The organism is Pedobacter sp. BMA (assembly GCF_001027745.1).
Taxonomy (GTDB): Bacteria; Bacteroidota; Bacteroidia; order Sphingobacteriales; family Sphingobacteriaceae; genus Pedobacter.
Window position 1 is genome coordinate 55,647 of sequence record NZ_LECU01000005.1, and the last position, 25,449, is coordinate 81,095.

The 25,449-nt window shown below is 36.3% G+C and carries 27 protein-coding genes and 1 other RNA gene; 8 read left to right on the plus strand and 20 right to left on the minus strand.

What is annotated here, in order from left to right:
* Positions 1–18: 18 nt before the first annotated feature.
* Together AB669_RS09780 and AB669_RS09785 are read right to left on the minus strand one after the other, a co-directional pair.
* Positions 19–1,950: a RagB/SusD family nutrient uptake outer membrane protein gene (locus AB669_RS09780; RefSeq protein WP_047799138.1), complete on the minus strand. Its 1,932-nt coding sequence runs from the start codon at positions 1,948–1,950 to the stop codon at positions 19–21.
* Positions 1,950–5,240: a TonB-dependent receptor gene (locus AB669_RS09785; RefSeq protein WP_047799139.1), complete on the minus strand. Its 3,291-nt coding sequence runs from the start codon at positions 5,238–5,240 to the stop codon at positions 1,950–1,952. The genes AB669_RS09780 and AB669_RS09785 overlap by 1 nt, the downstream gene beginning before the upstream one ends.
* Before the next feature lie 268 nt (positions 5,241–5,508).
* On the opposite strand from AB669_RS09785, the gene AB669_RS09790 reads away from it, so the two are divergent.
* From AB669_RS09790 to AB669_RS22335, 5 genes are all read left to right on the plus strand, one after another.
* A complete protein-coding gene (locus AB669_RS09790; protein ID WP_047799140.1) occupies positions 5,509–6,411 on the plus strand; it encodes an AraC family transcriptional regulator in 903 nt (300 codons plus the stop codon).
* 108 nt (positions 6,412–6,519) lie between these two features.
* Positions 6,520–6,886: a transfer-messenger RNA gene (ssrA, locus tag AB669_RS21795) on the plus strand.
* 271 nt (positions 6,887–7,157) lie between these two features.
* On the plus strand, positions 7,158–7,385 hold the full coding sequence (locus AB669_RS22560) for a hypothetical protein (RefSeq protein ID WP_053058354.1): 228 nt from the start codon (positions 7,158–7,160) through the stop codon (positions 7,383–7,385).
* Positions 7,386–7,401: 16 nt separating this feature from the next.
* Positions 7,402–7,929 (plus strand): phage integrase SAM-like domain-containing protein, encoded by a 528-nt coding sequence (locus tag AB669_RS22330; protein ID WP_197082389.1) that lies wholly within the window; start codon positions 7,402–7,404, stop codon positions 7,927–7,929.
* A gap of 8 nt (positions 7,930–7,937) precedes the next feature.
* Positions 7,938–8,417, plus strand: a complete 480-nt coding sequence (locus tag AB669_RS22335; protein ID WP_197082390.1) for a site-specific integrase — start codon at positions 7,938–7,940, stop codon at positions 8,415–8,417.
* Positions 8,418–9,039: 622 nt separating this feature from the next.
* On the opposite strand, the gene AB669_RS09800 is transcribed toward AB669_RS22335, so the two are convergent.
* Positions 9,040–10,194, minus strand: a complete 1,155-nt coding sequence (locus AB669_RS09800; protein ID WP_047799141.1) for an MFS transporter — start codon at positions 10,192–10,194, stop codon at positions 9,040–9,042.
* Between the two features lie 63 nt (positions 10,195–10,257).
* Positions 10,258–10,839 (minus strand): TetR/AcrR family transcriptional regulator, encoded by a 582-nt coding sequence (locus AB669_RS09805; RefSeq protein ID WP_047799142.1) that lies wholly within the window; start codon positions 10,837–10,839, stop codon positions 10,258–10,260.
* A 490-nt stretch (positions 10,840–11,329) separates the two neighbouring features.
* On the opposite strand from AB669_RS09805, the gene AB669_RS21525 reads away from it, so the two are divergent.
* On the plus strand, positions 11,330–11,602 hold the full coding sequence (locus AB669_RS21525; protein ID WP_255352156.1) for a DMT family transporter: 273 nt from the start codon (positions 11,330–11,332) through the stop codon (positions 11,600–11,602).
* A gap of 258 nt (positions 11,603–11,860) precedes the next feature.
* On the opposite strand, the gene AB669_RS21530 is transcribed toward AB669_RS21525, so the two are convergent.
* The 15 genes from AB669_RS21530 to AB669_RS09890 all read right to left on the minus strand — a co-directional run bounded on the left by AB669_RS21530 (position 11,861) and on the right by AB669_RS09890 (position 23,189).
* The gene (locus AB669_RS21530; protein ID WP_053058356.1) at positions 11,861–13,069 is read right to left on the minus strand and encodes a S41 family peptidase; all 1,209 of its coding nucleotides are present in this window, start codon (positions 13,067–13,069) and stop codon (positions 11,861–11,863) included.
* Between the two features lie 522 nt (positions 13,070–13,591).
* The gene (locus AB669_RS09820) at positions 13,592–13,849 is read right to left on the minus strand and encodes a hypothetical protein (protein WP_047799143.1); all 258 of its coding nucleotides are present in this window, start codon (positions 13,847–13,849) and stop codon (positions 13,592–13,594) included.
* Between the two features lie 493 nt (positions 13,850–14,342).
* Complete coding sequence (locus AB669_RS09830; protein ID WP_047799145.1) at positions 14,343–14,624, minus strand: transposase; 282 nt, start codon at positions 14,622–14,624, stop codon at positions 14,343–14,345.
* 161 nt (positions 14,625–14,785) lie between these two features.
* Positions 14,786–15,040 carry a hypothetical protein gene (locus AB669_RS09835; RefSeq protein ID WP_047799146.1) on the minus strand — a complete coding sequence of 85 codons (255 nt, stop codon included), beginning with the start codon at positions 15,038–15,040 and terminating at the stop codon, positions 14,786–14,788.
* A 1,147-nt stretch (positions 15,041–16,187) separates the two neighbouring features.
* A complete protein-coding gene (locus tag AB669_RS09840; protein ID WP_156166718.1) occupies positions 16,188–16,625 on the minus strand; it encodes a hypothetical protein in 438 nt (145 codons plus the stop codon).
* 143 nt (positions 16,626–16,768) lie between these two features.
* The gene (locus AB669_RS22340) at positions 16,769–17,002 is read right to left on the minus strand and encodes a hypothetical protein (RefSeq protein WP_047799148.1); all 234 of its coding nucleotides are present in this window, start codon (positions 17,000–17,002) and stop codon (positions 16,769–16,771) included.
* A gap of 106 nt (positions 17,003–17,108) precedes the next feature.
* Positions 17,109–17,561, minus strand: coding sequence for a hypothetical protein (locus tag AB669_RS09850; RefSeq protein ID WP_047799149.1), 453 nt, complete (start codon positions 17,559–17,561; stop codon positions 17,109–17,111).
* Positions 17,562–17,783: 222 nt separating this feature from the next.
* Positions 17,784–18,704, minus strand: coding sequence for a PD40 domain-containing protein (locus tag AB669_RS09855; protein WP_047799150.1), 921 nt, complete (start codon positions 18,702–18,704; stop codon positions 17,784–17,786).
* 394 nt (positions 18,705–19,098) lie between these two features.
* On the minus strand, positions 19,099–19,338 hold the full coding sequence (locus tag AB669_RS09860; RefSeq protein WP_047799151.1) for a hypothetical protein: 240 nt from the start codon (positions 19,336–19,338) through the stop codon (positions 19,099–19,101).
* A gap of 756 nt (positions 19,339–20,094) precedes the next feature.
* Complete coding sequence (locus tag AB669_RS09865) at positions 20,095–20,490, minus strand: hypothetical protein (RefSeq protein ID WP_156166720.1); 396 nt, start codon at positions 20,488–20,490, stop codon at positions 20,095–20,097.
* Positions 20,491–20,789: 299 nt separating this feature from the next.
* On the minus strand, positions 20,790–21,044 hold the full coding sequence (locus AB669_RS09870) for a hypothetical protein (RefSeq protein WP_047799153.1): 255 nt from the start codon (positions 21,042–21,044) through the stop codon (positions 20,790–20,792).
* A gap of 574 nt (positions 21,045–21,618) precedes the next feature.
* Complete coding sequence (locus AB669_RS09875; RefSeq protein ID WP_047799154.1) at positions 21,619–22,041, minus strand: hypothetical protein; 423 nt, start codon at positions 22,039–22,041, stop codon at positions 21,619–21,621.
* A gap of 80 nt (positions 22,042–22,121) precedes the next feature.
* Positions 22,122–22,379, minus strand: a complete 258-nt coding sequence (locus AB669_RS09880; RefSeq protein ID WP_053058357.1) for a CPCC family cysteine-rich protein — start codon at positions 22,377–22,379, stop codon at positions 22,122–22,124.
* A gap of 91 nt (positions 22,380–22,470) precedes the next feature.
* Positions 22,471–22,659 (minus strand): DUF4926 domain-containing protein, encoded by a 189-nt coding sequence (locus tag AB669_RS09885; protein WP_047799543.1) that lies wholly within the window; start codon positions 22,657–22,659, stop codon positions 22,471–22,473.
* A 53-nt stretch (positions 22,660–22,712) separates the two neighbouring features.
* Positions 22,713–23,189 carry a hypothetical protein gene (locus AB669_RS09890; RefSeq protein ID WP_047799155.1) on the minus strand — a complete coding sequence of 159 codons (477 nt, stop codon included), beginning with the start codon at positions 23,187–23,189 and terminating at the stop codon, positions 22,713–22,715.
* Between the two features lie 441 nt (positions 23,190–23,630).
* Between AB669_RS09890 and AB669_RS09895 the strand changes: the two genes are divergently transcribed.
* Positions 23,631–24,230 (plus strand): hypothetical protein, encoded by a 600-nt coding sequence (locus AB669_RS09895; RefSeq protein WP_047799156.1) that lies wholly within the window; start codon positions 23,631–23,633, stop codon positions 24,228–24,230.
* Between the two features lie 138 nt (positions 24,231–24,368).
* On the plus strand, positions 24,369–24,863 hold the full coding sequence (locus tag AB669_RS09900) for a hypothetical protein (protein WP_156166722.1): 495 nt from the start codon (positions 24,369–24,371) through the stop codon (positions 24,861–24,863).
* Positions 24,864–24,910: 47 nt separating this feature from the next.
* On the opposite strand, the gene AB669_RS09905 is transcribed toward AB669_RS09900, so the two are convergent.
* On the minus strand, positions 24,911–25,309 hold the full coding sequence (locus AB669_RS09905; RefSeq protein WP_197082391.1) for a DUF5071 domain-containing protein: 399 nt from the start codon (positions 25,307–25,309) through the stop codon (positions 24,911–24,913).
* Positions 25,310–25,449: the final 140 nt, after the last annotated feature.

The following is a 25,449-nucleotide window of genomic DNA, read 5'->3' on the forward strand; positions in this document are numbered from 1 at the left end:
ATTAACATCATATTTTAACTACCAGAAGGGATTTTGCACCAGATTTGGGTTCACGACCAAATCATAGCTTTTAATTGGCCACAGATAATCTTTAATTCCAAATACAGGGATAAACTGAGTAGCCGGGCGGTAATAATTAATCGCATCGGCATTATTGATGCTCCAGCCCTGTACCGGCGTGGTAAGCACTGCCTGCAATTCTTTCCATCGTCTTAAATCCCATCCGCTGTGCCCTTCAAAACACAGTTCAATTCTTCTTTCCTGATGAATGATTTGCCTCAACCCTTCTTTGGTATTAAACTTATTCGGGTTTCTGGAGTAGTTTGTCCATGAAGCCTGAATCCCTCTTAAACCCGCCCTTGCCCTTACACGGTCTGCATAGGTAAAAACTTCGGTTGTTGGTCCGCCTACTTCATTTAAAGCTTCTGCATAAAGCAGATACAGGTCAGCTAATCTGATTAATGGCATACGGTAAGCGAAGGTCTGAAAACCATCATCATACACCGAAGCATAGCTAACGAGTTTTTTGGGCCAGTAGCCGGTGATGTTCAAACGGATATTATCACTGGGCGCTGCAAATCCCGAACCCCTTGCAGATACATGGTATAGGGGGCGCTGGGCATCATTCTGGTTGATGCGGCCATTTCCAAACCAGATGCCGCCATCGAAAGCCATATCGGCATAAAAACGGGTTTCGCGGGCAAAGTGTCCTTTAATCGTTTCATAGCCTTCCTTGATATAATACCTGCTGGCATTATCGCCAGCCATAATGGTATTTCTACCTGCATAGTCCCAGGTTTTATCTTCTGTGATTGGCACCCCGTTTACGGTATAAAAAAGCTCTTGTGTAGCAATAGGCGCAGAAAACGTTGAGGGGTTGGAAAATGCATTGACAGCCGAATTTGCGGTAAGCCTCGGGGTAGCGAAACCCTGATACCCGAATGCCGGATTAGATGCCCAAACGATTTCTGAATTGAGTTCCCATTTTTCGGTAACCGCATTCTGAACATCCAACTCTCTTTTTAACGAGTCAGACAGCGTTCCGATCGTTGTTGGCGAAGAAAAAGTATACAACTTAATACCTTCCCCTTCGGCAGCAACGATCGCGGCTTTGGCTGCATCAGCTGCTTTGCGCCATTTTTGTGCATCAAATGCCTGCGGAAACAGGCTAATGCCATCCTTATCCCTGAAAGATGCATAATCGGGGTTACCATTGAAAAGCGGACTTGCAGCAGTAGCTAAAACATCAGCTTTTACCGACAATGCAATTACGCTGGTTGCACGGCCCAGCTCAGTTGCCTGATTGGAAATGGTAGCCGGCAGGTCGGGAATGGCTTCATCTAAAAGCGACACAATATAATCTACAGATTCATCTACAGTGGAACGCTTAATTCGCACTTCATCAGTACTTGCTGAAATGGACAGATTGGTTTTGATCAATGGAATAGGTCCGTACATTTTAAACAGCAGGTAGTGATAGTATGCTTTCAGGAACTTCGCCTCGGCTATCCATCTTTTCTTATCATTTGCCGAAAGGTCGATGGGTTTATCGATGTTTTCCAGCATGATATTACATAGCCTGATGGAGCGGAAAAAGCTATAGCTCCCTTCGTTACCATCCCAGGCATTTAGCCCTGGGTTTGCCGTATTCTGTGTACCACGCAACAGGTTAAAGCCTACACGGTTAAAACCTAAATAATTGTCGAGCGAATTGGAATAAATCAGCTCTCCGGAAGTGGTAAAACCAGGGTTGGTAGCCATATCAGTAGAGCGCTGGAGATAAGCATAACAACCATACAGGTAATTTTCAGCTTCATTTCTGTTTCTGAAGGCATAATCCAGTGTGCCCAGATTTTCAGGGGTAATATCGAGGTATTTTTTGCAAGAATAAATTGAACATAACAGTACCAACGCACAGATATATGTCGAATATTTTTTGATCGCTTTCATTATAGTGTTACGTTTAGGCCAACATTAAATACTTTTTGAATGGGATAGGCAAATCCATTACCCCCTTGTTCAGGATCCCACATTTTAAATGGCGACCAGGTTAATAGGTTTAAACCATTGAAATAGATGCGGGCTGAGCTCAACCTGATTTTGTTGGAAACCCGCTGTGGCAATGTATAACCAATCTCAACAGACTTTAATCTGATTAACCGGCCGTTTCTCATCCACCAGGTACTGGTTTGGCGGTTGTTTTCCAAATCTTCTTTAGTTACCGATAAGCGTGGGTAAAGGGCATATAAGTCCTGATTTTCGGGCGACCAGTGGTTGTTGGCAAATTCCTGTAATAACTGGGTGTTTCCGAAATAATCGCCGTCACCGCCGTCGAAAGGGTTTACTTTTCTCTTCTCATCTGTAGGTACAAATGGGCTGATTTTTTCCGGTTTAATAAAGAATGTCATCCGGCCCTGGCCGGTAACAAAGGCCGACAGATCGAACCCTTTGTAAGACGAACTGAATCCGAAACCATAAACCAGTTCAGGCGACTGAGGGAAACCAATATAGGCCTTATCCGCATCATCGATTTTACCGTCGTTGTTTAAGTCTTTGTATTTGATGTCACCTCCCCTTGGTGGCTTTCCGCCAGTAGAAAAAATCTGTGTGGGAGAATTGGCAACCTCTTTATCATCAACAAACAAACGTTCTGCAATGTAACCGTAGTTCCGGCTGATCGCCTGTCCGGTAGTATAGCGATAGGCTTCAGCCCATTGCGGTTCTTCAAAATTCACATATTTGTTTTTGGCGAAAGTCATGTTTCCGCGAACTGCAAAAGAGAAATCATTTGCATTAAACTTATAATCCAAAGATAAATCCATCCCCCTTGAGCGGGCGATACCGATATTGGCACCGATATCGGGCAGGTTGGTATTCGGGTCTATTGCTTCGAGACCTAAAGTGGAAGGAACATTTCTCCTGGGCATGTAAATATCGTAGCGGTAGTTATTGTAAACCTCAGCAATTACACTTAAATTTTTAAATAGTGTTGCTTCTAAAGCAATATTGGTTTGCTGAGAAGTTTCCCATGTAATATTGGTATTTTCATAGCTATTGATATATACACCCGGGCGTTCTGAAGCACCATTAAAACCAAACTGTGCATAGTTTCCTCCACCGTTCAGGTTCACATCAGATTTGTAAAAGAAACGCTGTGATCCGATGGCGTCGTTACCCACGATGCCGAAACTTCCTCGTAGTTTTAAGCGGTTAACTACGTTTGCAATTCCACCTTTCCAGAAAGGTTCATTAGATACGATCCATCCACCGCCGATAGTTGGGAAGAAGCCAAAACGGTGATTTTCTGAAAACCTTTCAGAACCGTTATAGCCAAAATTGCTTTCAACAAAGTAGCGGTTTTTATACGAATAGGTTAAACGGCCAGCTAAGCCGATATTCCGGTAAGGGAGAGAATACTGGAGTGTTGGCTGATTGTTTTTTGGATCCCTTGCATTATTGTAGCGGGTTTGCTGAGCCGTTCCGATCAATGTTCCGCTTACTGTGTGGCTGCCAAAAGTCCTGTCGTAGTTCATTGATGCCTGCGCATAAAGGAAAGTATTTACGGTTGGCGAACCCGGATAATAAGATAAATATTCACGCGAAACATTTAGTGGAGCCGTTACAGATGGATTTAACCAGTTGAGTGTATACTGATTTGATTGCCTGTCGTACGAACTTACATTGTAATAGAACGGGGCATACGCCATTGACGAATCAAAGTACGAATACCTGTTGGTACTGAAGATTGAGCGGAATGTTAAACCTTCCGTTAAAAAATCGAGTTTTTGGTTGACCTCAAACTGTGCCGACATTCTGGATTCGGAAGAATTCTTATGTCCCATCAGCATTTGTGCGTATGGATTGATATTCCGGATATCGTTTGCGGCATTGCCTACCGTATTGCCGAACAGGATGTGCTGGGCATTCTGGTTAGCCTGATCTGCAGGAAAGTAGGCTGGAAATAATACCGGACTGGTATGAATGGCGGCGTTATACAAATCAGTAGAGAAGCCGCCATCAGACGCTATCGGACCATTGTATTCACTGAAATTGCCCGATAAGCGGACTACCATTTCAGTGGTTTTAGTTAAGTCGATATTAACATTCGAACGCAACTGGTAGTTACGGAATTTAATATTATTGTCGTTGTTATTACGCTCATCTTCTTTTAAAACACCGTTATCTAGGTTATAGGAACCGGCAACATAATAGCGTGCTACCCCACCACCGCCGCTGATACCTAAATTGGCACGCTGAGTAGAAGTTCTCTTTTTAAAGAGCATATCCAGCCAGTTTACCGCAGGATACACATATTCATTATAACCGGGCGATTTGTTGATGGTATTTTGTGTATTGATAATTTTATTCTGGTTGAAAACGGGATCCATGTTACGGCCGATTGCAGCTTCATTGAAAAGCTTCATGTAGGTAACCGGATCGGCAAGTTCGAGGTTCTGAGTAGACTGACTGGCAGACTGCTCTAAACGGAAACTGATTTTAGCCTTGCCTTCTTTACCAGACTTGGTGGCGACTAAAATTACGCCATTGGCACCACGGGCACCATATAGTGCAGTTGCACTTGCGTCTTTCAGTATCGAAAAGCTTTCGATATCATCTACCTGTAAGCGTGCAAGATCTGACGAGGTGAGCTCCACGTTATCAATCAGGATGAGTGGATCCTGTTTATATCCGAAGGTAGTGACGCCGCGGATAAAAAACTGTGAGTTGTCCTGGCCGGGCTGACCACTACGCTGATAACCTATCACACCAGCGATTTGTCCGGATAAGGCATTGGTTAAATTACTGGAGGGGATTTTAAGGTTGGCTACTTTGACTGTAGTAACTGAACCCACCAGGGCTTCTTTTCGCTGGCGCTGACCCAGTGCTGTAATCACCACTTCATCGGCCAGGATATTATCCTCGATCAGTTTGATGTTGATTACACTCCCCTCTCCAACCGTTACACGCTGTTCTTTGTAGCCCACAAAAGAGAATCTGATTAATTGCCCCGGACTTACGTCCAATACAAATTTTCCATTATTGTCGGTTTGAGTGCCCACATTGGCCTGGCTTACCACGGCTACAACCACTCCAGGCATCCCGATACCCAATGAATCGGTTACTTTACCGGTGATGGTTTTCTTTGCAGGAACTTGGGCAAAGGAAGCACTGCCCATAAAAAGCAGCAAAAACACCAGTGCATAGAGATGTTTACATTTTTTTTGTAGAGTTTGGCTCATACTTGTTTGAATTATTTGGTTATTGTAAGCGATAAATCAAAAACATCTTGAAGTGAAGAGACTCAATCTGCTTGATTTGCTTTACAAGTTCAAAATTAATGCTATTCGAAGGGTGTTAAAATAGCATATTCACCTATTATGATGGACTATCCAATTATTTTACAACCAAATCTGCTATATGTTTTTTGGTCTGCAAATGATATATTTGCTATCAGCGACGCATGTATTAGCCAACTATTTTGCTGCTACTAACCAAATCATTTCGTAAATGAAAAGAAAAGACGGATTTCAAGGGGAAAAACACATCTACGTACCGGAAGCTTCGTGGAAAGCCGCGGCAGAAAGCAATGTATTCATGAGTCAGCTTTACGTAACCTCCATGGGTTATTTTCCGAATGCCGCTTTTCATTACCGTGACCGTCCCGAGGGTTGCAGTGAGAACATCCTGATCTATTGTTTGAGGGGCAAGGGCTGGTTTTTACTCGATGACCGGCGGTTAGAGGTGTCAGCAAACGAATTTATCATTGTGCCAACTACCAAAGTGAAGATGAGTTACGGTGCAGATGATCATGAACCCTGGACAATTTACTGGATCCACTTTTGCGGAAAGGATCTTGAAGGTTTTAATAAAGGATTTAATCTGAAACTCTACGACGGTGCGAAACAAATCCAGCTGAATGAAAAAGGTATCCAAATATGGGAATCCATGTATGATAACCTTCAGCTAGGATATAGCAAAGATAACCTCAACAATATCAGTTTATGTTTATGCCATTTCCTGGCTACATTTTTTTATCCGGAGAAACACAGCAGCATTAAAGCTCAGGATGATCAGGATATGATCAAAAAAACCATTGATTACATGCACCAGGGTTTAGCCAATAAAATTTCTCTGGAAGAGCTTGCCGGCCTCAATAACCTGTCCGTTTCTTACTTTTCCAGCCTGTTCAGAAAATCTACAGGGATGCCGCCTATGGATTATTTTATTCACTTAAAAGTAAGGAAAGCCTGTGGCTTGCTTTATAGTACTGAAATCAAAATCAGGGACATCGCGGTAAGCCTGGGTTATGAAGACCCTTTTCATTTTTCAAGATTATTCAAGAAAAGTATGAGGGTATCCCCGCAGGTTTATAGGGTATTGAGACGAAGGAGGTCTGAAATTACAGATTGATTTTCAATCATCGCTTAGCTTCAGCAAACAATTACCTAAAAAAATTGTATATTTGTTGTTCAGATTTAAAACAGCAAATAGTTTAAAACTGAAATTGAAAACTATACTGGGGCCGTTCTTGGATTTGACGGGGTGGCGAAAGTTATGTTAGCATGCAGTGCGTTGTACGGAGAGCACTTAAAGTGAACGTTCACATTTTAGTTGGCGAAAATACTTACGCCTTAGCTGCCTAGTTTAGAACTAGCTTAGCTTTTGTCCCTCTAACCGCTGCATTGTTGGGTTAGAATCCGGGGCATCGAAACAACAGCGCTGGCTTCAAAAAGGTACGGTTTGAAGTGAGACAAAGTACCTAAGGATTTAAATAAGGTCGGTTTTCAGCCCGTTTATTTCCCGAAAATCAATTGAAAAATAAGCATGTAGAAGGTATAATTTATCTCACAACTGGACAAGGGTTCGACTCCCTTCGGCTCCACTGGAATTAGTAACAAAATTCACCAAAAGACACTAGGACCCTGCAAATCAGCGATTTGCAGGGTTTTTGTTTTTACGATGTTTTTATGATTTAATGGTTTTTTGCCAAAATATTGAATATGTGAGGTGGCCAAAAAGGTTCCTCAGTGAAATCATAAAAAGGAGGAACCTTTTTTTTTTATGTAATCAATTGATATATAACTAGTTCAATCATTGAACATCTTGACTTTTTTTATTGCAAATCTTAAATTTATTTACGTTTTAAGAGCAATTTTATGAAAAGAAATTTCAATTTAATCTTTTTCCTAAAAAAGAGAAATGACACTCAAATTGACGGATTATCAATTTATTTACGAATAACAGTTTCTAAGAAAAGAGCAGAAACTGCTACAGGGAAAAAATGTTTGGAAAATGAATGGAGCATTGGACAACTTAAAGGTAACTCATTGAAATCTAAAACGCTAAACGCCTACTTAAAAACAACTAGAATTACGAGTACATGATGCTCACCGTATTTTTTTGACATTAGGTATTGAAGTTACTGCTGACTCACTGATGAATGAGTATCTTGGTAAAACAGAAAAAAGAAGGACGTTAAAGGAGGTCTTTGAAGATCATAATCATGAAATGGCTATGCTTGTAGGAAAAGATTTTTCTAAAATGACATTGTTACGCTATCAAACAGCACTTAGGCATATCGAACAGTTCATGAGAGAGAAGTACAATATCTCTGATATAGATATCAAAAAAATCGACCATTTATTTTTGACAGACTACGATTTTTTCCTTAGATCTGTACGGAAATGTTCAAATAATTCTGCGGTTAAATATATTAAAAACCTAAACAAGATAGTTAAAATTTGTCTTGCCAACGGCTGGATTATCAATGATCCATTTGCAAATTTCAAAGCGACTGTAAAAGAAATCGATCGCGTTTGTCTCACTGAAGATGAAATTGACAGGCTTGAGCAGACTAGTTTTGCAAACGAGCGTCTCCAACGAGTTAAGGATATCTTTTTATTTAGCTGCTATACCGGATTGGCATAAATTGATATTTGTCAGCTAAAAGCAACAGAAGTCATTGGACGGCAGCAGGAACGCTGTATTATATCCAACAGGCAAAAACCGGAATGCCAACCAGAATTCCATTACTGCCAAAAGCGATAACGCTATTAGATAAATATGTCGATCACCCGCTCTGTTACAATTCTGAAAAACTCTTTCCTGTAAGTTCAAATCAGAAAATGAATGCTTACTTGAAAGAAATTGCAGATATATGTGGTATTCGTCCGGTGCTAACATTTCATTTAGCGAGGCATACCTTCGCTACCAATATCACTCTTATGAACGATGTCCCGATTGAAACCGTTAGTAAAATGCTCGGTCATAAAAACATAAAGACCACTCAGCATTACGCAAAAATTATGGACAAGAAGATTGATAATGATATGGCAAAACTTACAATCAAACTTCAGGAAAAGAAAACTAAGGACACTGCAATGACTACCTATAATTATACACTCATAACGAAATAATAATCCCCTGTTTTTAGAAATCTGATTGTTGGCTAGGCACATATCATGGCGAAGCATTTGTGATTCTCAATAAGCAGCTTGAGGCATCGAGAGACTTAAAATGTGTATTTAATAAGTTCGATACGCTGGAAATACGGGGGTCTATAGATTTGGTGTTCGACTCGAATCTCTATTATGAAAACGGTATCTATCGAACACGTACAATGATGAATCTTCTATCAATCAACTATATTAAAATGAAGGATTTAGGGTAATGATTGTAAATAAAAAAAAGGATGATTTAACAATCATCCCTTTAAGTGCACTACACGGGACTACAATTGAACAATTGATACCGCAACTTACTTTGTTCAACTCTGTTAACGAGAAAGAAAAATAGTTATTTCTGCTCTTTAAAGCACTTTCTTCTAATTTAATAACTTTTAGCATTGGTTGGAAGACGATTGCTTTTTGATTTTATTGTAAACTAAAATCGAAATTAAAAATTTATTTTCTTTAACCTATTACCCGATGCATGGAAAGCCGTTCAATGTCAGGAGCGGGAGATGACACAAATCCTATAACCTACAATTTAAAAATTATCACTTTTCTATACCTGGTGAAAAAGGATTGATTTATCCTGCTAAACCTTGTCCAGCCACGCCCTCCAGAAAACCATTGACATTGCCAATACGCCAAAACCAACTCCCACCCAGGGTGCAATGGTTATCCCATAATGACTGATGAACCAACCTCCAGTTACCGAACCGAGCGAAACCCCGAGATTTCCGAAGGAAGTCTGCAGGCTATTCGCAAATTCCTTTGCATCTTGCGCTGCAGATACCATATATCCCACCCCAATGAGAAAACACGGCCCATACATCACCCCCCAAAAGCTGACCACCAGCGCAATACTAAATAACGAATCATTCACATATTGAAATGCAAACGGAACCAGAAAAGTGCCCGCTACAAAAAACAGCGCGGTACTAATCATATACCTTCCTAGTAAACGGCCCGCCAGAAAATTAGATACCACCCCCATTACACCAAACAACAGCAACATATAGCTAATTTGCTGGGTACTCAAACCCTTGGCTCTGGAAAGATAATCTGCAAAATAACTATACGAGCAAAACCAGGCCGTAATCAAAAATAAATTTACCGCAGTGCCTGCAATAAATTTTTGCCTTCGGAGTATACTCAACTGGTTTTTGAAAGGTTTCACTTCAGTATTTGGCATAGCAGGCAGTACCTTAAAAATGATTACCAAAGTCATTAGTATAACTATAGCCTGAATTATGTAACTAAATTGCCAGGCGTACAAACTTGCAATAAAAGTGGTAAAAGGAATCAGTGTTACCTGCGCTAGCGAAATACCACCAATAATAATACTGGTCAACCTCATCTGAACCTGAGGAGATGCACCTTTTATTGCCGCCGCAATGGACATCGAAAAAAATGCCGGATGTAAAATGGTCGGAAGTATTCGTAAAAACATCAGCAACCAAAACGGCGGGCTAAGCGCCGAGCCAACATTGGAAATCAAAAATAGTCCCAGTGCATAAAGCATGATTTTCTTTTTATCAAACCTAGATGCATATAAGACCATAACTGGTCCTGTTAATGCAATAGTCAAAGCAAATAAGCTCAATAAATACCCTGCCGTACCGATATGGATATGATAATATTCAGCAATCTGCGGCAAGATACCAATCACCCCAAATTCTGTACTAATAATTCCGATAACGCCCATACATCCTATGTAGGCCACTTTCAAATTGACACTTAAATTCATATTAAACTGATCAGTTTAAAAAAGATTAAAAAAATATTTATTGTTGATTATTCTAAAAAAAACCTATGCTTTCACCATGTTGATCAGGTTCTCAATCATGTTATAGACCGCCTTCCGGTTCTTATTCAAAGCATAGTTTTTAAATAACGCACTAGACGATGCTGCAAAAAAATCAGCCGTCAGTTTTGCATTCAGGTTAGCGTTAACAATTCCATTGCACTGCCCAGCTAGTAAAATGTTGTGGTAAATTTCTTCAATCTTCTTCTCATGGATTAATAGTATACGCCTGATATCTTCATCACTAAGGGATATCTCAAAAGCCATCTTAACAGCCAGGCAGGTCCTTTCTTCCTGGATGCTCTGATCAACTGCAAGCCTTAAAATTTTTCTTAAGGCCTCAATTGCGTCATCATGCTCTCCCTCTGTGCTATTGGAATAGTGAGCAACTTTCTCTTTCAGATACTTGGTGAGACATTTCATGAGTAAAGCTTTTTTATCTCCATAAGTTGGATAAATACTACTCCGATTAATGCCCATCGCCTGCTCCAGGTCGGTGATAGAAGTGACATGATAACCTTGTGTCCAGAAAAGCTCGAGCGCAATATCAAGTTTCTGTTCATAATCAAATTCCTTGTTTCTTCCCATAACGCTACAAATATATATTTTTAAACTGATCAGTTTATAATTTTCGATAAAATAATTTCTTAACGAACTATCTTATAGAACATAAATAAGGAGGAAACCCTGGTAAAATTATTAAAGAAATTTAAATTATTGGATTATTTCTTATCTTTGTAGTGGATAAGAAATTAAACTTTAGCTGGTATTCCATCATTAGAGAAGAAATTGGGAGTAGTAGTGTTTCTTTTGCATCAGAATGCATACTCTAATATTTGAATGTGAAACTCATTTAAAATATTTAGATATGCAAAAAAAACACTTATTTTTACTGCTTTTAATTTTAGGAACCGGTTGATCTATGGATTGTAGCGTGTGCATTTGCTTTTGCATTCTATGTTTTACAGGTCGGAAAATATTCTAAAGAAGCTGATCCAATTCCCAGTGTAATTATTATAATGATGTTTTGTGCTATCGGTAGTGGAATATTGGCGTTTTTGATTGTCAGTCAGTCTGGATTCCTAAGAATTTTGATTTCTGGAAGGGAGTTTTATTTGCGGGACTTTTCGCAACTGCATTTATGTACACAGTACAAAATATTGGTCAGCGATATTTAAGTGAGGAAAAAGTAGCTATGACATATCTTTTCGAACCTATTTTCGCCACAATTGCCGGAATGATTATCTTGGGTGAAACTTTTAACAAAGAAATTTTTATAGGCGGAAGCTTAATTTTCTGTGCGATGCTTATCGTTGAACTCAACTGGAACTTTAAAAGAGAAAAATTATGAATACAGAAGTTATTGCAAACATTTAAATGATCATCGTCATTTAGTCATTAAATAATCTCAAAAAACGAAGGATATCTATCCCCACCTGTATAATTTTCCCCGAACAGTAAGCCTTATTTGGAGTAATTCCGGGGAAAAATTGAGTTTGAAAACCAAGGATTATGGTGGAAGTCAGAATTTTCAGTCCAGATCTTACCTGTGGATCATTTATAACAAAAACTGTTTATCAAGTGAGATGATTTCAAATAATTACTCATCTTATAACTTTACACGTTCGTTATTTACATAATTCAAAGTCTGCTCTATCCAGTCATCCCCAAAAGGATCCAGAATAATATCTGGTCTGATACCTATACTTTCATATATTAAATCCTTTTTTCTCCCCTTCATGTCGGTTGGATAAAAGATAAAACGGCCACTTGGCAAACTAACGGTTTTTCCATAATTACTTCCATAGGTTATCGTTCCTCGAGTTGTCTCACCAAGCGTTATTAACTTTTTTTTGCTCCTGATGTCAATAATGAACTGTTCCGCATTACTTACTGTATTGTTATTTTGTAATAGAAATATCCTTCCATGGTATTTTTTCAAGAGTGTCAAAAATTGTTTTGAAGTTCTATATCCCCCACCCAAGTTATTTCTCAAATCTACTATTATGTATTGAGTGGTAATTTTCGTTCGTATGCTGTCATAGAAAGCTTTTGCTACCTTGAAGTTATCATTGCTGGAATTGAAATTACCAAGTCTTAGATAACCTATTTCAGGTTTAAGTTCCCTGTACTCAAATTTCTTATGTCCACTTGTTAGCGGAGGTGCAAGCCTATAACCGAGTTTATAAAAATTTAAATTACCTAACTTGCCATTTTGTATCTTCAAATTTCTATTCAGGACATATGGAACTGGTGAACCTATGAATAATACTACATCATAGCTGTCATTTGTAGTATGATTTAAAATTGCTTCAATGATTCCGGTATTAAAATTTTGGAGATAATAAACATCAGGTTTAAATTCAAATAACACACGTTTACTTCCATCAGAATTTATATAGATTCCTTCTATGCTGTTGCTATAACTAGAACTATTTTTATTTTTAACCTCCGTTGTATCTATCGGCATTCTAAGGGGGCTAAAACTAGCTTTAGAATCGGATTTTCTCCAAAGCCCCAAATGATTGTCATTGATGGGTTGAATCAATAGAAGTAATTTCTGATAAGTTTCAATTTCATCTGTGGCTCTCAGATCTTTTCTGATTTTTTCATAAAGGTTATGATAAGATTTTTCGCCTCTAAACTGATCTTTATAGGAAGGTAGCTCTTGAATTTGATGATATAAAAAGTCAAGGTCTGCAATATTTTGAGCTTCCTGTGCAAATAGTTTTGAGGTGAGAAGAGCTAATACCAGAATACATAATATAGTTCTCCTTGCTATATCATTTAAGCGATTGCCATCAAAATACGGGATCATGGTTTACGATTTATAAAGTAAGCAGTGAAACTATAAAATAGAATTGTCAGGAAGCAAATTATTATCCCAAATGCTTATAACTTTATATCAAATCCCTATTCATATTCCTGAAATTTATAATTTGCTCTCCCTATATAAACTTTGAAATAAGACTCATCTAGTGTTCGGTTCACGAAAAAATTATTTTTTTATTATGTGAATCGTTGAGTATCTATAAAGCATCAAAAAACGAACCCTTTCTTAATGTTTAAGATAGTTAGCAACGTTCGCCAATTCCTGCAAATCAGACAAGAAAAAATTCGAAATTTGTCCAGTAAGGGCTCCTTCATTCGGCCGGCTTGGACGCAAATTATCTTAAATTTCACAGTGTAGAACCTTTTACACTTTGAGTTGACCTAAACCTTAGCAATTAGCGCTTAAAAAACTTAGAGGATATTTTGGAGGTTGCCAATCCATAAACCTCGACAGATTCTATAACTCCATTTAATATAACTTTCGACGCGCTCCCAATTTATAAAATGTTTAAGATGAAGCTTCTAGAATACACCTGATATTGAATATCATATCCTCACTTGCCCAAATCCAATTTCTGTTAAAGACTGCCTCAAAAAGAGATTCTTCTGCTCCATATCCAGACAGTGGCTCTCTGTCTGGATCGGTTTTGTAAAACATCATTATTCCGTCACTGTCATCGGTGAAAAAAATGAATAATGAACTAACTAGTGATCTGCGGTAAATTCTACCAAATTGAGTTTTAATTATTAATTCTGCTGGTTTCATATATTTTCCTTTTGCTTCCCATTTACCTGAGCAAAGAAATATATACAAGGAACGTGGAATAAATAGCGAAGCGGTTTATGCTGCGAGAGTCCTTTCAGAGATTGAAGGTCCGGTACTTTGCAAGCAGGGAAAAAATATGATCCAGCAAGAGAAGTGATAACAAGGAATTATTTGGTCATAAAAATCCTATCCATTGTTTTGTTTGCTAGCTGATAAGCTTTGCAAGAATTCTAGGCGCGTACAACAACTTTGCCCTTACACATTGATTGTAACCGGTCCTACGAAGGTTGAATTTACCTTCGAAGATTTAAACAAGAACAGCACATTCCGCCTGTTGAACAGAAGCTTTAGCATTAATCTGGCAAATCATCCATTATTTTAATAAAACTGCCAAGTGTATTGAATGATGGCTTATAATTAATATAACCATCCTCCACTAAGTCGATTAAACATTTATGATAAGTTGCGATAGACTTGATTCGGGAATAGTTCATTAGTTTTCGCCTACAAATGCGAAATTCCAACCTTGGATCGTCTTTACTGTAGTGAAAAATAGTAGTAAAAAGAGATAATGTTTTAATCTCCGGTTTTCTTCCTCAAGCTCCTTGAGCCGGCGAAGCTCCTGATTATCCATCCCTGAGTATTTCTTCTTCCAGTTGTAGAAGGTGGCCTGATGCACCCCAAGGTTACGGCAGATATCAGCTGCTGTTTTACCTGCTTCATGTTCTTTGATTGCTGCTACGATCTGAGCTTCACTGATTTTTGACTTTTTCACCTTACTGTTTTAAAGTTACGAATTTTCGCCTTTTAGACAGTCCGATATTTAGGAAGGGTTACAGTTCATCTTGTTTTGCTGTACAAACATTTTGCATTATTTTACATGAGGCTTCGGAATCTTCTCACCACTTTTTAATGTTCGTGAGAGAATTACCCTAGCTACCTCACATTGTATTTCTTTCTCCACTCAACTAAGTAGCACAAGCGTTCTAAAATATCTTTGCACGCATCCTCTTCGTTAATAAACTCTTTCAAATCAAGTGATCTTCCAACTTCGTCATACTCAAAAGTGACCCATGTGTCTCCTGATCTAGAAAGAACCGTTTGCATTGGCAACGAAATGCCATCAAGCGAATAATCTTTAAAGTTAATATTTAAAACGTCTAACGTTTGTTTTAACATTTCTATATTCATAGAATTATTGCGTTATTATAGAGAACTTATTTTATCCTGTTCAGCAGAGTAGTCTCTATTTAACCTTGTTACTAGTTCGGTTCGTAGATTTTTACGTAAAAGTCGAAGAGCAATGTTTCATTTGATGAGCGCGAATGTAAAAGACTTGACTAGATGAATTTACCTTTTCTTTCTTACCAAACAAAATATTTCTCAATTTGTAAATGATACTCGCGAACTACTATCAGTGTGTTGCCAGATCAAACCTACCGTCGGTAGCTCTCAGTATCTCACAGCCCTGCTTAGAGATAGTAAACTCAAATGTTCCAGAAATAAATTTGTTCACAGCGTCTATTTTTGTAATGTTTACAAATCCTGAAACTGTCTGCTTTTCATAGTAATCAAACTTGAGCTCGAATCGTAGAAAATAACTCCTTTATTATTAAATGTGTGTTTCCCGATTGAAGCTACTCCAGTCAATCCAATACTTAGCTCCATTATGTTTTCAGAAGAAAGTTCACGATTAGCCACAATACCAAGTGACCCACCATTAGGACTTGGCTCATAAGTTAGTGATAACCGCTGTTTAAGTAGTGGCTTTTGGGTAATCAAACTTCTCCGTTTAGTAGGAAACCAAGAATATTAGCTCCATTTTGGGTTATTGGGGGAGCACCTCCTTTGCTTCAGGCAATAAAATATCTTTTTTTGCAATTCATGCTACTTAATATCAAAAGGCAAAGGCAAAGAGAGGGTAAGAGAGGCTTATTCAATTTCGTGCGTAATTATATTTATTTAGAAAGTATAAAGAAAAGTCTTCAAAAATTTCCATACTGTGTTAAGTCAAGAAGTCTTATGGACAAAGGGGAATGATCAAGGATCATTGAGTACATCCAATCTACATCCAAATCTTAGAATCACAAAAAAAAATGCGCTGGATGACTAAAATCTCGCTCCAACCACCTAAGACTTTCCCAAATGAGTATCTTAGATCAGATCGCCTTATTTAGAGCCAAAAAAGATTTTTTGTGGATGGAAACTAACCTTGAAAAAGTTTGATCTATCGATCAAATCGGCCAGTTTGACCCGAAAGAGAGGACTCATTTTTAACCCGAAATTAGTGGTCGCATTAAATGCTGAAGAATTGGCCACATTTGCCAAAATATCCAAATCATCTGTAAACGCTGATACGCTCCAACCCATATTTCTTATAGTTAATTTTATAATCCCGTATCTCATCTGCTGTTTTTAAGTTATTCACCCTAACCGGTTGGATCTTAGCATCAGGCTCACTAATTGAACTTTCAGGTGCATATAAAATAACCGTGTCTTTTCCCACTTTATAAAAAATTTCAGATGTAAAGAATACATAGTCTTCGGCCTTATCAGTCAACTTGCTATTTGATTTAGATAAGACTATCTCCACGTTGTTACCTGCGACACCCCAGACTTTTGCTCTTATGAAAAGGGATCTGTTTTTATCACCTAGATCAATTAAAGCCGCATTATCCTTTGTTTCAAGGACACCTTCTTTTCTCCACAAAAGATACCAAACTGAGCCCGCGACAACAATTATCAGGAATAATAACATTTTAACAATGTTTTTCATTTGCATTATTTCTATACCGGGCTCTTAATAACAATCAACATCTAATTTAATACAACCCCCGGCGTTCAGTTTATCTGCTATACTTTATCATTGAAAATGCATTTCATTTGTCGTTATGCTATAGACCGATTGGTTTTTTTACTTCAATCTTCCGAATTCAATCTTGCTCTCACATTTAACGTTAAAGCTGCTTCAAAAATATCTTGTGCTAGTTCATTACTTTCAATTCCAAGCTCAATTATTTCATTATCATTCACCAACCTATCTTTTAGTTTTTTAGCTTCACCTAATGATAACCCAGCTTTATTTTGCAAAAGATGTATAAATGGTATTTTGCACATTCCCACATCCCATCCTTCGAAAATTATTTTACTCATAACTTTAAGTTTTTTACTTAATTTTAAATGTCTAGAAAATCCTAAGCATAAAAAAGCCCAACAAAGTTTACTTTGAGAGGCTTTGGTATTTTTGATAATGTATAAACTATAAGCCAGACCAATTTGTCTCTTTAAATACCCACTTATTCTTGTCACATAAGTATTCAAATGTCACAGCTGCGCCGCCCCCATTGCCAAATTTATAAATGTTATTACGATATATTACATTCAAGTCAATTACCCTAATTATTAACCTGTTTCCACTTAAAACGGGTAACACTTTCCAAGCATTAATCCCTTTCTTCAGCAAATTTTTGTTCTTTTTATCATACACATTTATGTAGCCAAATTTCTTTTTGTTTGCAGCTGATGTAAGCATGTATCCCTGATCTTTTGCATCGATCAAATATATACCAGGCCGATAAGGAGTTTTATTAGATCCATTAGTCTGCATAACAATCGCAGTATCAATCATTTTCTTATAGTCATCATCTTTGATTTGACCGTAAGAAACTGTGCCAGCAAACAAGATAGCAAAAATTAATATTATCGATTTCATTATTTTTTCACATTGGGAATTACAAATCTATACATTCTTAAATTTCCACCGACTCTCTCTCATCCAATCTTCTATCCACATCTCATCGGGATCACCAAAATAGATCCAATTGCCTACTGCAAGCTCATATGGTCAACATTTTTTGGAACCTGCAGTCAACGGATCAATTATATTCTATCTTGGAAATTTTGGATCATACGACCTTGTACCATTATAAATAATTTAAACCCCCAGATGGATCTCTTTCATACCTTTTCCGAAAATATCTATTGAATAAATAGTTCCATCCGAGTTTTCTTCAGTAAAAAAAAGTCTTTTAAGCGAATGGGAATACCGGACATTAGCAATGTTAAAATTAGATAGAAAAATAACCTTCTCTTGTTTAGTATCCAAATCCATTAACAGGAGTTTGTTATAAGCTGTGAAAAATAGCTTGTTACTATCAAAATAGGTTGGATTAGAATAAATGTTTGGGTTGTCCAGTTTACCATTTTCTGATTGAATCTTTCTTGGCAATCTTTTCAATAATGTATCATATTGAAACATACCTCCATCATTGCCTGCATAAATATGAAATGCAACCATCGAACCAGAATTGGCTGCTAAATTACTAAGAGAGTAAGCATTTAATTTTGTCTCCCTTACACATTCTTTACTTGAACGCATTATAGAATAAATATCAAAATTATGAGCTGCTTTTGCTGCTAATATTGAATGATTTCCATATTCGTTTGCCGAGCAAAAGAATACATTTTTGTCATCTGCAGAAAAAATCGCTTCTGTATTGATCCTTGTTGTATCAGTTAGTTTTTCGATTTTTCTTGAGTTTAAATCCCCTATACACACAGCACTACCTAAAGAATTGAACGCATTGGAAATAAAAACAATCGTTTTTCCATCATTGGAGTATTTGGGGTTTAGAAAAGATGTTGAAGTCTTAGAGCTAAAGATTGTCTGTATATTAGTTCCTTCAATATCAGATACATAAATATAAGATTTGCCGTTAAGAACCCATGAAAACACGATCGATTTACCATCAGGACTAAGATCATAACTCCCAAAACCTTCTTTATGCTCAATATCGCTACTTGAGCACCCAGAAAAAATCACAAAAATTAAAAAATACCATATAATGTTCTTCATAATATTTTGAGGTGACGAGACCTAATTTTACCTAAGAAATGTTTCCTTTATCAAGCTGGTTTAATTTGCGGATATCCAGTTAATCAAGCACAAGGTCTGAGCAAATTTATCACTCCGGCATGCTCCACCGTTCTTTGCTTCAGGAAGCGATTTAGATATTTCGATTTAATTTTTGCTAATGTTTTCAAATAGCATGCTTGCCTTTTTTAACCAAGCCTAATTTCATACTCGACCGGTTTGTTCATAATTGCAAATTAATTATTCAACAGGTTCTATGTTAACTCACGAAATAATTAGTTTATTTTTCCCAACAACTGACACATAATACTATCCCTAAATCACCCATTTTCTTAGTAATATCTGGCCAAAATTCCATATTACACTGTTGTTCATATTAATACATATACCAAAAAGTTATTAGTTTTGTTGTAATGCCCATTTCTGTTAATTTTCCGATGTTACGACCTACTAAATCCGCAAAAAGATTTAGTGCCTGAGGGAATTGATCGGATGTTTGTTCAATTACAAAGCTCCATCCTAGTTCAGGATCATCATTTGACCTGTCGAACAAAATGTCAAGTTTTTCACTTTGCTCATTATCACATTGAATTAATAATCGATAAAAACTTCCCATTTAATTTCACTCATTTAATGAAGTAATCTTGATAAAAATAAAAAAACTGCGAAACATAGAATATCATCGTGAGTAAAGAAACAATTATAAATTCCAAACCCCCGTTCATTGGCTTTATAAAAATTTTAACGATTATCCAATATACTATTATGTTTAATAATAAAACAATAACGTCAAGTTTCAATCAGATATGAAGTGGTTTCCTGTAGATTCGAAGCCCAACATATATCCTATCGTTAGAAACCCTATTCTTAACAAAATCAACACAACAACGTATACTATTAATCTTAACAATAGCGAATTTTTCATATGTTATATTTGATTAATGACCCCTTTATTTCAGGTCAAAATGGCCGCTTCGGGCAATAGATCAAACTTGTTCAAGGCTGTTCCCATCCATATTAAATCTCTCTTGACTTTAAAAATAAGGCGTCCTGAGCGAAGATCCTCCTTTAAGAACGGTCTTGTGTGGTGCTAGGGTGAGTTGAGTCATTCAGCGCGCTTTTTCGGCAGTATTAAAAAATATTGGGCTAGTAAGCGAGCTATTTTTCACGATTTTTTGAAATTCGTTAATATGAATAGTTAAATTAAACCCTTATTTAGCGTAATTAAAGATATAACAAAAAAACAAAATTACGTAGTGATTATAATTCACAAGGGAAATAGAAGATAACAACCAGCAGTGATATCACTTCTCTACTCGGTATTCTGCAACGTAAGGAATCTTATTGATTTCAATAAAAGTTATTGATTCGATCAAATTTGATTTTCCATAGGAAACAAGTACTTTATATCTATACTGCACCGGACATTTGCAACATCCACACGTACGGTAAGATCCTCTAAAATTTTGTATTCCTTAAACCGTCCGAATTTAAGCTCTTTATTTTTAATCACTCCATTAATACCATTTGGCCCAAAAACATCCGCTTTAACTGGATCAATCATCAAATGATTTAACTTAGACGTATCCTGTTTCGCGATTGCTTCATAAAATCCTTTTATTAATTCTGCCCCATGAGTTTTATCATCACTTTCGTTTTCTTTGATGGCTGGCAAACAGGATGTAATTAAACAGGTTGTGTATAACAAAAACCCCATACACGATTTCAATAAAATATTATTTTTTTGCATTAAAAATATTTGTATCATGTTAAGAATATAGTCTTTGACAATTTAAATAAAAAATACTTCAATCACCTTTCCACCGATATTAGTCCCAACCTCAACGTTAAACTTTTATCTTCTGCTTCAGCGTCGCCGCTTTAAGAAGATAAGCTAGTTTAGATATTTAACCGATTACTTTAATTTTACCTAGAGTATCTAATAGCTTGGATATCTCGGCGAATATGTCCATTTATTCCGCATTTGACGCGATGTAAACTAATTCTAGTATTATAACTAAAAACTTACAAGTAAATTCAGGAAGAGTTATTGTTACACTATGCAGTTTAAATCTTCTGAATTATTAGTTCATTCGACCCCTCTTCAAGGGAATTATCTGAGTTGTAGTGTAAGTGAAAATTTGCAGGAACGTCTTCCTGTGCAAGGGTCAATAACTGTTTAGCAAGAGATATTAGCCCAGCTCTGTTGGCTGTTATTAAAATCTCACCATCATCGAATATCGATTTAATTTCGAAACCGTATTCCCATTTGTAAATTATTCCTTCACCAGTGTATTCAGGAATTTCTAATTTAATTTCCATCTTAGTTATTTAAAAAAATATGATAGTTAGCTTTTACCATCTGTATTACTGGTTTTGCAGGATTAGGTATAAGGGTTTCAAAGTTAACATGTGTTCCTTCACTATACGATTCTGTTATAACGTTAGTTCCCATTCTAAATATACGTTACCGGCTGCTGAAATAAATCTACCAATTCCACGCACAGCTTCTTTTTAGCCTTTAAAATTTTTGAGCATCAAAAACAACTTTTATAACAGTACTATTTGGTCACTAACTCATATATCATGTCAATATCCACCACATGCCTATTACAAAAAGATTAAACCACTATTTTTTTTCTATAGTTAAAAAATAAAATCAATCCTGAAATCAATATTTTTGATGCTTTTTATACAGCTTTTCAGAAATCATATAGGATAAGCCCACGTCAAGAGAAATTATTCATTTTTGACCTGGTCAAAAAACAGTTCGTGAAGCTTTTCATAGGGAATATCAGAAATATTGGTAAATCCAAACTCGTATTCACTGGTTATTAACGCCACATTAAGCACAATTTGATAGTAATATTTTTTCTCCACATTTAAAAATTGACACTCAAGACCTCATTATTTCTTTCATGATATCTTCTGCTACAAAAGGAAGATAGGTTAACCGGAAAATTGTTTGGAAAACAGGGAGTACAAGTAAAAAAAGGACTTTATAATTTTGAAAAATGAACAAGCTCAATAAAACAATAATTAGAACGGTTAATATTGGTTCCACTAATGACATGCTATATTTTAATTTCAAAATACTTGGCCCATCTTCTTTACATAATTCGAATTGCCCACTTTCAAGCTTTCTTTCAAAGTCCATTCTGTTGCTAAACTGCCATTGATCAAATTTGAAATCGACCAACATAGTTCCTTTGGATTCAACAATGTATTTTTGTTTATATAATACCTCCACAACCTTTTTAAATGTTGAGTCAGCATTAAATAGAACCGGCTTTTGGATAGTATATCTCAACTTCATCATACAACAATAATGTATTGAAAGTTTATTCAATAAATATAACGATTTATTAACTCAGATTTCTCTGACATCATTTTACTTATTTAACCATGCCCTTGAATTTCACTTTCTTTAGGTAGTCTAACTTTATTTAAGAATGTCCTGTCCATCACGCCAAAAGATTTATAATTCACTATTGACTGCATTAGGGATACAGACTTCAGTCCTCCAGCATCACCAGTATTCTTTTCCTGGGAAAAATCTTTCTGCCAAAAACAGACATCACAAATAGCTGCTATCGCATCAAATTCTATTGTCGAAAAACCGCAGCAGCCGCAATTAATGTTATTTCCTGTATTCAATAAGTAATTCGTTTATTCCACGCTTATTATAAAATGATTTGGCAACCAAACAAAAAATATAATCAAAAACTTTCATTAGCCATATTTCCTATTAAACATTGGTAATTTCGTCACTATTAACTGTTAGAACATCTAAAGTTTCATTGCAATCATTAATAAATTCAACCTCGTAAGCCGGTTGCGCATCGGGGTATACAAATAAAACCGTCCCCTTGCATCCTTCAAAAACCATATCGTTTAAGTCTTTTAAAGATTTCACAATATCATACTCCTTTATCATATTTATATAAATTTGATTGTATATTAAAAGTGTAATACCTTTTAGGCTTTTAATCAAAGTCTATCCAAATCGAATTTTACATCATTTAATCTCACAACTCTTTCTACCCGGATATTTTCGTCAAAAAGTAATACAAAATTAAAATCAGGTTCGAGAATATAGAAACCATTATCAAATCCAACTAACCTGTCGAACACTGAATTCGATAAATCAACGTCTTCATCATTCAAAACATCATAGACTGTGTCGCCAGATTTGGGTATTGCGACAATCTTCACGGTTGACGCAGAATCTACATCAGTAATCCTGCTACTTGCTCCATAGAAGTCTGCCCCATCTCCATATACTTCCAGAAAATCGTTTAGGTCTAAGACTTTTCGTTCCACAAGAAATTCCCAGTTAGCCTGTAACCAGTCATTTCTGGAACTTTCGTTAGTTGTATAGGCTCGACCAATAAGCAATTCATCAACATGCCTCCAGGCATGGTTAAGAAATATCGCGAAAAGCCTAATTGCGCTGTCTATTTGCATTTTATATCCTTATTTGTGTTACTTTTCAAAATAAATAGTGCTACTGAAAATTAAGAATCATTAAATATCCTTTTCATGCAAAGAAATGACCTTAATAAAAATATATAAACTGAGCTACATAAAAAAATAACGTAAGAAAAGATACTATGGCAAATTCCATATGTTTCCTCCCAGTTTTAGAGTAAATCTTATCAAAATCCATAAAGATAAAAATGTTTAGGAAGAGAAATATAATGTCGAACTTTAATTCAGAATTGAAGTGGTCTGATGAAGATCCAAACCCAAGCAAATACCCGACAATTAGACAACAAATTCTACAAACGATCAATATTATGATATATACTACGACCTTAAAAGAAATAATTTTTTCATATTTCAATAATTTTAAGTCTTTTCAGACAATTATATATTTTTAAACGGAATAAATTGCTATCATTCTCTATGTTTAAAACGCTTTCTCATTTGCAGAATAAATCAATTTCAGGAATTTATTTATTTGATAAATTTATATTCTTTAAATTCACGCATACACTTCAACTTTTGTTATTAACCTTAGTTATGACGGCTTGCAAGCCCCAGTTTGAGGTCGCAGAATCCAGGAAAAACCTGACCATGCCAAGTTTGATGGATAAAGAAAGATTTGTGAATGAATTACCTGTTTTAGAATATGTTTCGGTTAAGCCCAAATACGACAAGATGGGGTATATCTTACCATCGTTGTCTTACATATTTGTTATTGATAAAGAAGGCAAAATTAGTTCCGGAAAGATATCAAGCCAGTCAGATTCCAGCCTTTCTTTCTTTAATACCTATATAAAAAATGTGTTTAATCATTATAAATGGAAACCAGCATACTACAATAGTGACAGATCAAAAAAACTAAGTTCAACTGTACAATTAACTATATATAATCATAGCGAAAGCAATCGTGTTAATGCAACCTTTAGACTTTTTTATTTACCAGAAATAGAGCTACCACAAGATGTTCAATTACAAAAGAACTTTATTTCAAAGTTTAGCGTCAAATATAACAAGAGGTAAAAAAATTGAGTAAACAAGTGACAACTACGAAAGATAACAACTAATTATCATCTATTTGGTTGAAATAGTACAGATGAGTTCAAACTTGACGGCTGTTAGGTTTATTCTGAAAAAATTAAATCATTAACGCTTTTTCGTATGAAAAATATTTACATCGTAATTGCTTTTTGCTGTATGGTTCACATTAGCTCTGCACAAATACATCACGTCCTGCCGGGAAAGAGAGATATCAAGCCGCCTGCAACCGTGCCAAAATTTCTTGACACTACTGATCTTAAACGGGATTTTAAACATTTGGTCAACATTAGAGAGATATGCAGCCATCTAGATTCGATTGGGTCTTATTGGTTTATTTTTGCGATCGATCAGGAAGGGAAAGTCATTCCTGGAAAAAGAAATCGAGAGGCGAAGCTCTTCGAACCAATCACAAATTTTATAAATACGAAATTCGTAACGTATAAATTTGAACCAGGAAAACTATTGGACGAATCCAATTCTCCAATAGAACAAACGGCAGTCTTTGAGGTTGAATTCAAAATTACAGGTAAAGTTATAGACACTAAGGTGAGGATTTTTACTGCCTACAACAGTATGCATACAGTGTATGCGTATTCTTTCTCACAACAGCGCTAACTTATTGTTTATAGTTCGACCAAATATCCTATTCCCAAAACTCTATGTTAACCACACAATATTTTGTTCATAAGTATATCTCTGGCTGCTTCGTCAACCAAATCTTCCAGCTCAATGGGCGTTGGATTGTCGGCAATATTTCTCAATGCCAGTATTAATTCGGGATTAAGCCTCTTATTCGATCCTCCGATCAACTTATATATCATAAAGTACTTCCACATACCATCATTGGTATTTAAAACAACCAACAACTCCTCATTAATTTCGTTAATATAAGGCAAAAGATATTCAGCAACCCCTTGGGCAACTGGCCAATGGATATCCTTAAGCCACTCCAGTAGTTTCGGTACGTCAGCTTTAACTGCTTCAAATGGTAACACCCTGAGTTTTTTTATGGCGTCAACATCATAAACATTGGTTGGGATATATTCCTTTTTCTCATTCATTATCCGTATCATTCTGCTATTACCTTTTCATTTAAAAATGAAATACTGTGACAAAAAAGCAAGACAAAACAAAAAATTGTACCAGGCGAGTTGTCCTAATTTTATGGACAACTGGTGAGTAAAATTGTTTAGGTTGCTCC

Bases quoted from the DNA above. Each gene is read 5' to 3' on its own strand.
- AB669_RS09780 (WP_047799138.1), bottom strand. From the start codon at position 1,950: ATGAAAGCGATCAAAAAATATTCGACATATATCTGTGCGTTGGTACTG.
- AB669_RS09785 (WP_047799139.1), bottom strand. From the start codon at position 5,240: ATGAGCCAAACTCTACAAAAAAAATGTAAACATCTCTATGCACTGGTG.
- AB669_RS09790 (WP_047799140.1), top strand. From the start codon at position 5,509: ATGAAAAGAAAAGACGGATTTCAAGGGGAAAAACACATCTACGTACCG.
- AB669_RS22560 (WP_053058354.1), top strand. From the start codon at position 7,158: ATGAAAAGAAATTTCAATTTAATCTTTTTCCTAAAAAAGAGAAATGAC.
- AB669_RS09800 (WP_047799141.1), bottom strand. From the start codon at position 10,194: ATGAATTTAAGTGTCAATTTGAAAGTGGCCTACATAGGATGTATGGGC.
- AB669_RS09805 (WP_047799142.1), bottom strand. From the start codon at position 10,839: ATGGGAAGAAACAAGGAATTTGATTATGAACAGAAACTTGATATTGCG.
- AB669_RS21530 (WP_053058356.1), bottom strand. From the start codon at position 13,069: ATGATCCCGTATTTTGATGGCAATCGCTTAAATGATATAGCAAGGAGA.
- AB669_RS09820 (WP_047799143.1), bottom strand. From the start codon at position 13,849: ATGAAACCAGCAGAATTAATAATTAAAACTCAATTTGGTAGAATTTAC.
- AB669_RS09835 (WP_047799146.1), bottom strand. From the start codon at position 15,040: ATGAATATAGAAATGTTAAAACAAACGTTAGACGTTTTAAATATTAAC.
- AB669_RS09840 (WP_156166718.1), bottom strand. From the start codon at position 16,625: ATGAAAAACATTGTTAAAATGTTATTATTCCTGATAATTGTTGTCGCG.
- AB669_RS22340 (WP_047799148.1), bottom strand. From the start codon at position 17,002: ATGAGTAAAATAATTTTCGAAGGATGGGATGTGGGAATGTGCAAAATA.
- AB669_RS09850 (WP_047799149.1), bottom strand. From the start codon at position 17,561: ATGAAATCGATAATATTAATTTTTGCTATCTTGTTTGCTGGCACAGTT.
- AB669_RS09855 (WP_047799150.1), bottom strand. From the start codon at position 18,704: ATGAAGAACATTATATGGTATTTTTTAATTTTTGTGATTTTTTCTGGG.
- AB669_RS09860 (WP_047799151.1), bottom strand. From the start codon at position 19,338: ATGGGAAGTTTTTATCGATTATTAATTCAATGTGATAATGAGCAAAGT.
- AB669_RS09865 (WP_156166720.1), bottom strand. From the start codon at position 20,490: ATGATACAAATATTTTTAATGCAAAAAAATAATATTTTATTGAAATCG.
- AB669_RS09870 (WP_047799153.1), bottom strand. From the start codon at position 21,044: ATGGAAATTAAATTAGAAATTCCTGAATACACTGGTGAAGGAATAATT.
- AB669_RS09875 (WP_047799154.1), bottom strand. From the start codon at position 22,041: ATGATGAAGTTGAGATATACTATCCAAAAGCCGGTTCTATTTAATGCT.
- AB669_RS09885 (WP_047799543.1), bottom strand. From the start codon at position 22,659: ATGATAAAGGAGTATGATATTGTGAAATCTTTAAAAGACTTAAACGAT.
- AB669_RS09890 (WP_047799155.1), bottom strand. From the start codon at position 23,189: ATGCAAATAGACAGCGCAATTAGGCTTTTCGCGATATTTCTTAACCAT.
- AB669_RS09895 (WP_047799156.1), top strand. From the start codon at position 23,631: ATGTTTAAAACGCTTTCTCATTTGCAGAATAAATCAATTTCAGGAATT.
- AB669_RS09900 (WP_156166722.1), top strand. From the start codon at position 24,369: ATGAAAAATATTTACATCGTAATTGCTTTTTGCTGTATGGTTCACATT.
- AB669_RS09905 (WP_197082391.1), bottom strand. From the start codon at position 25,309: ATGAATGAGAAAAAGGAATATATCCCAACCAATGTTTATGATGTTGAC.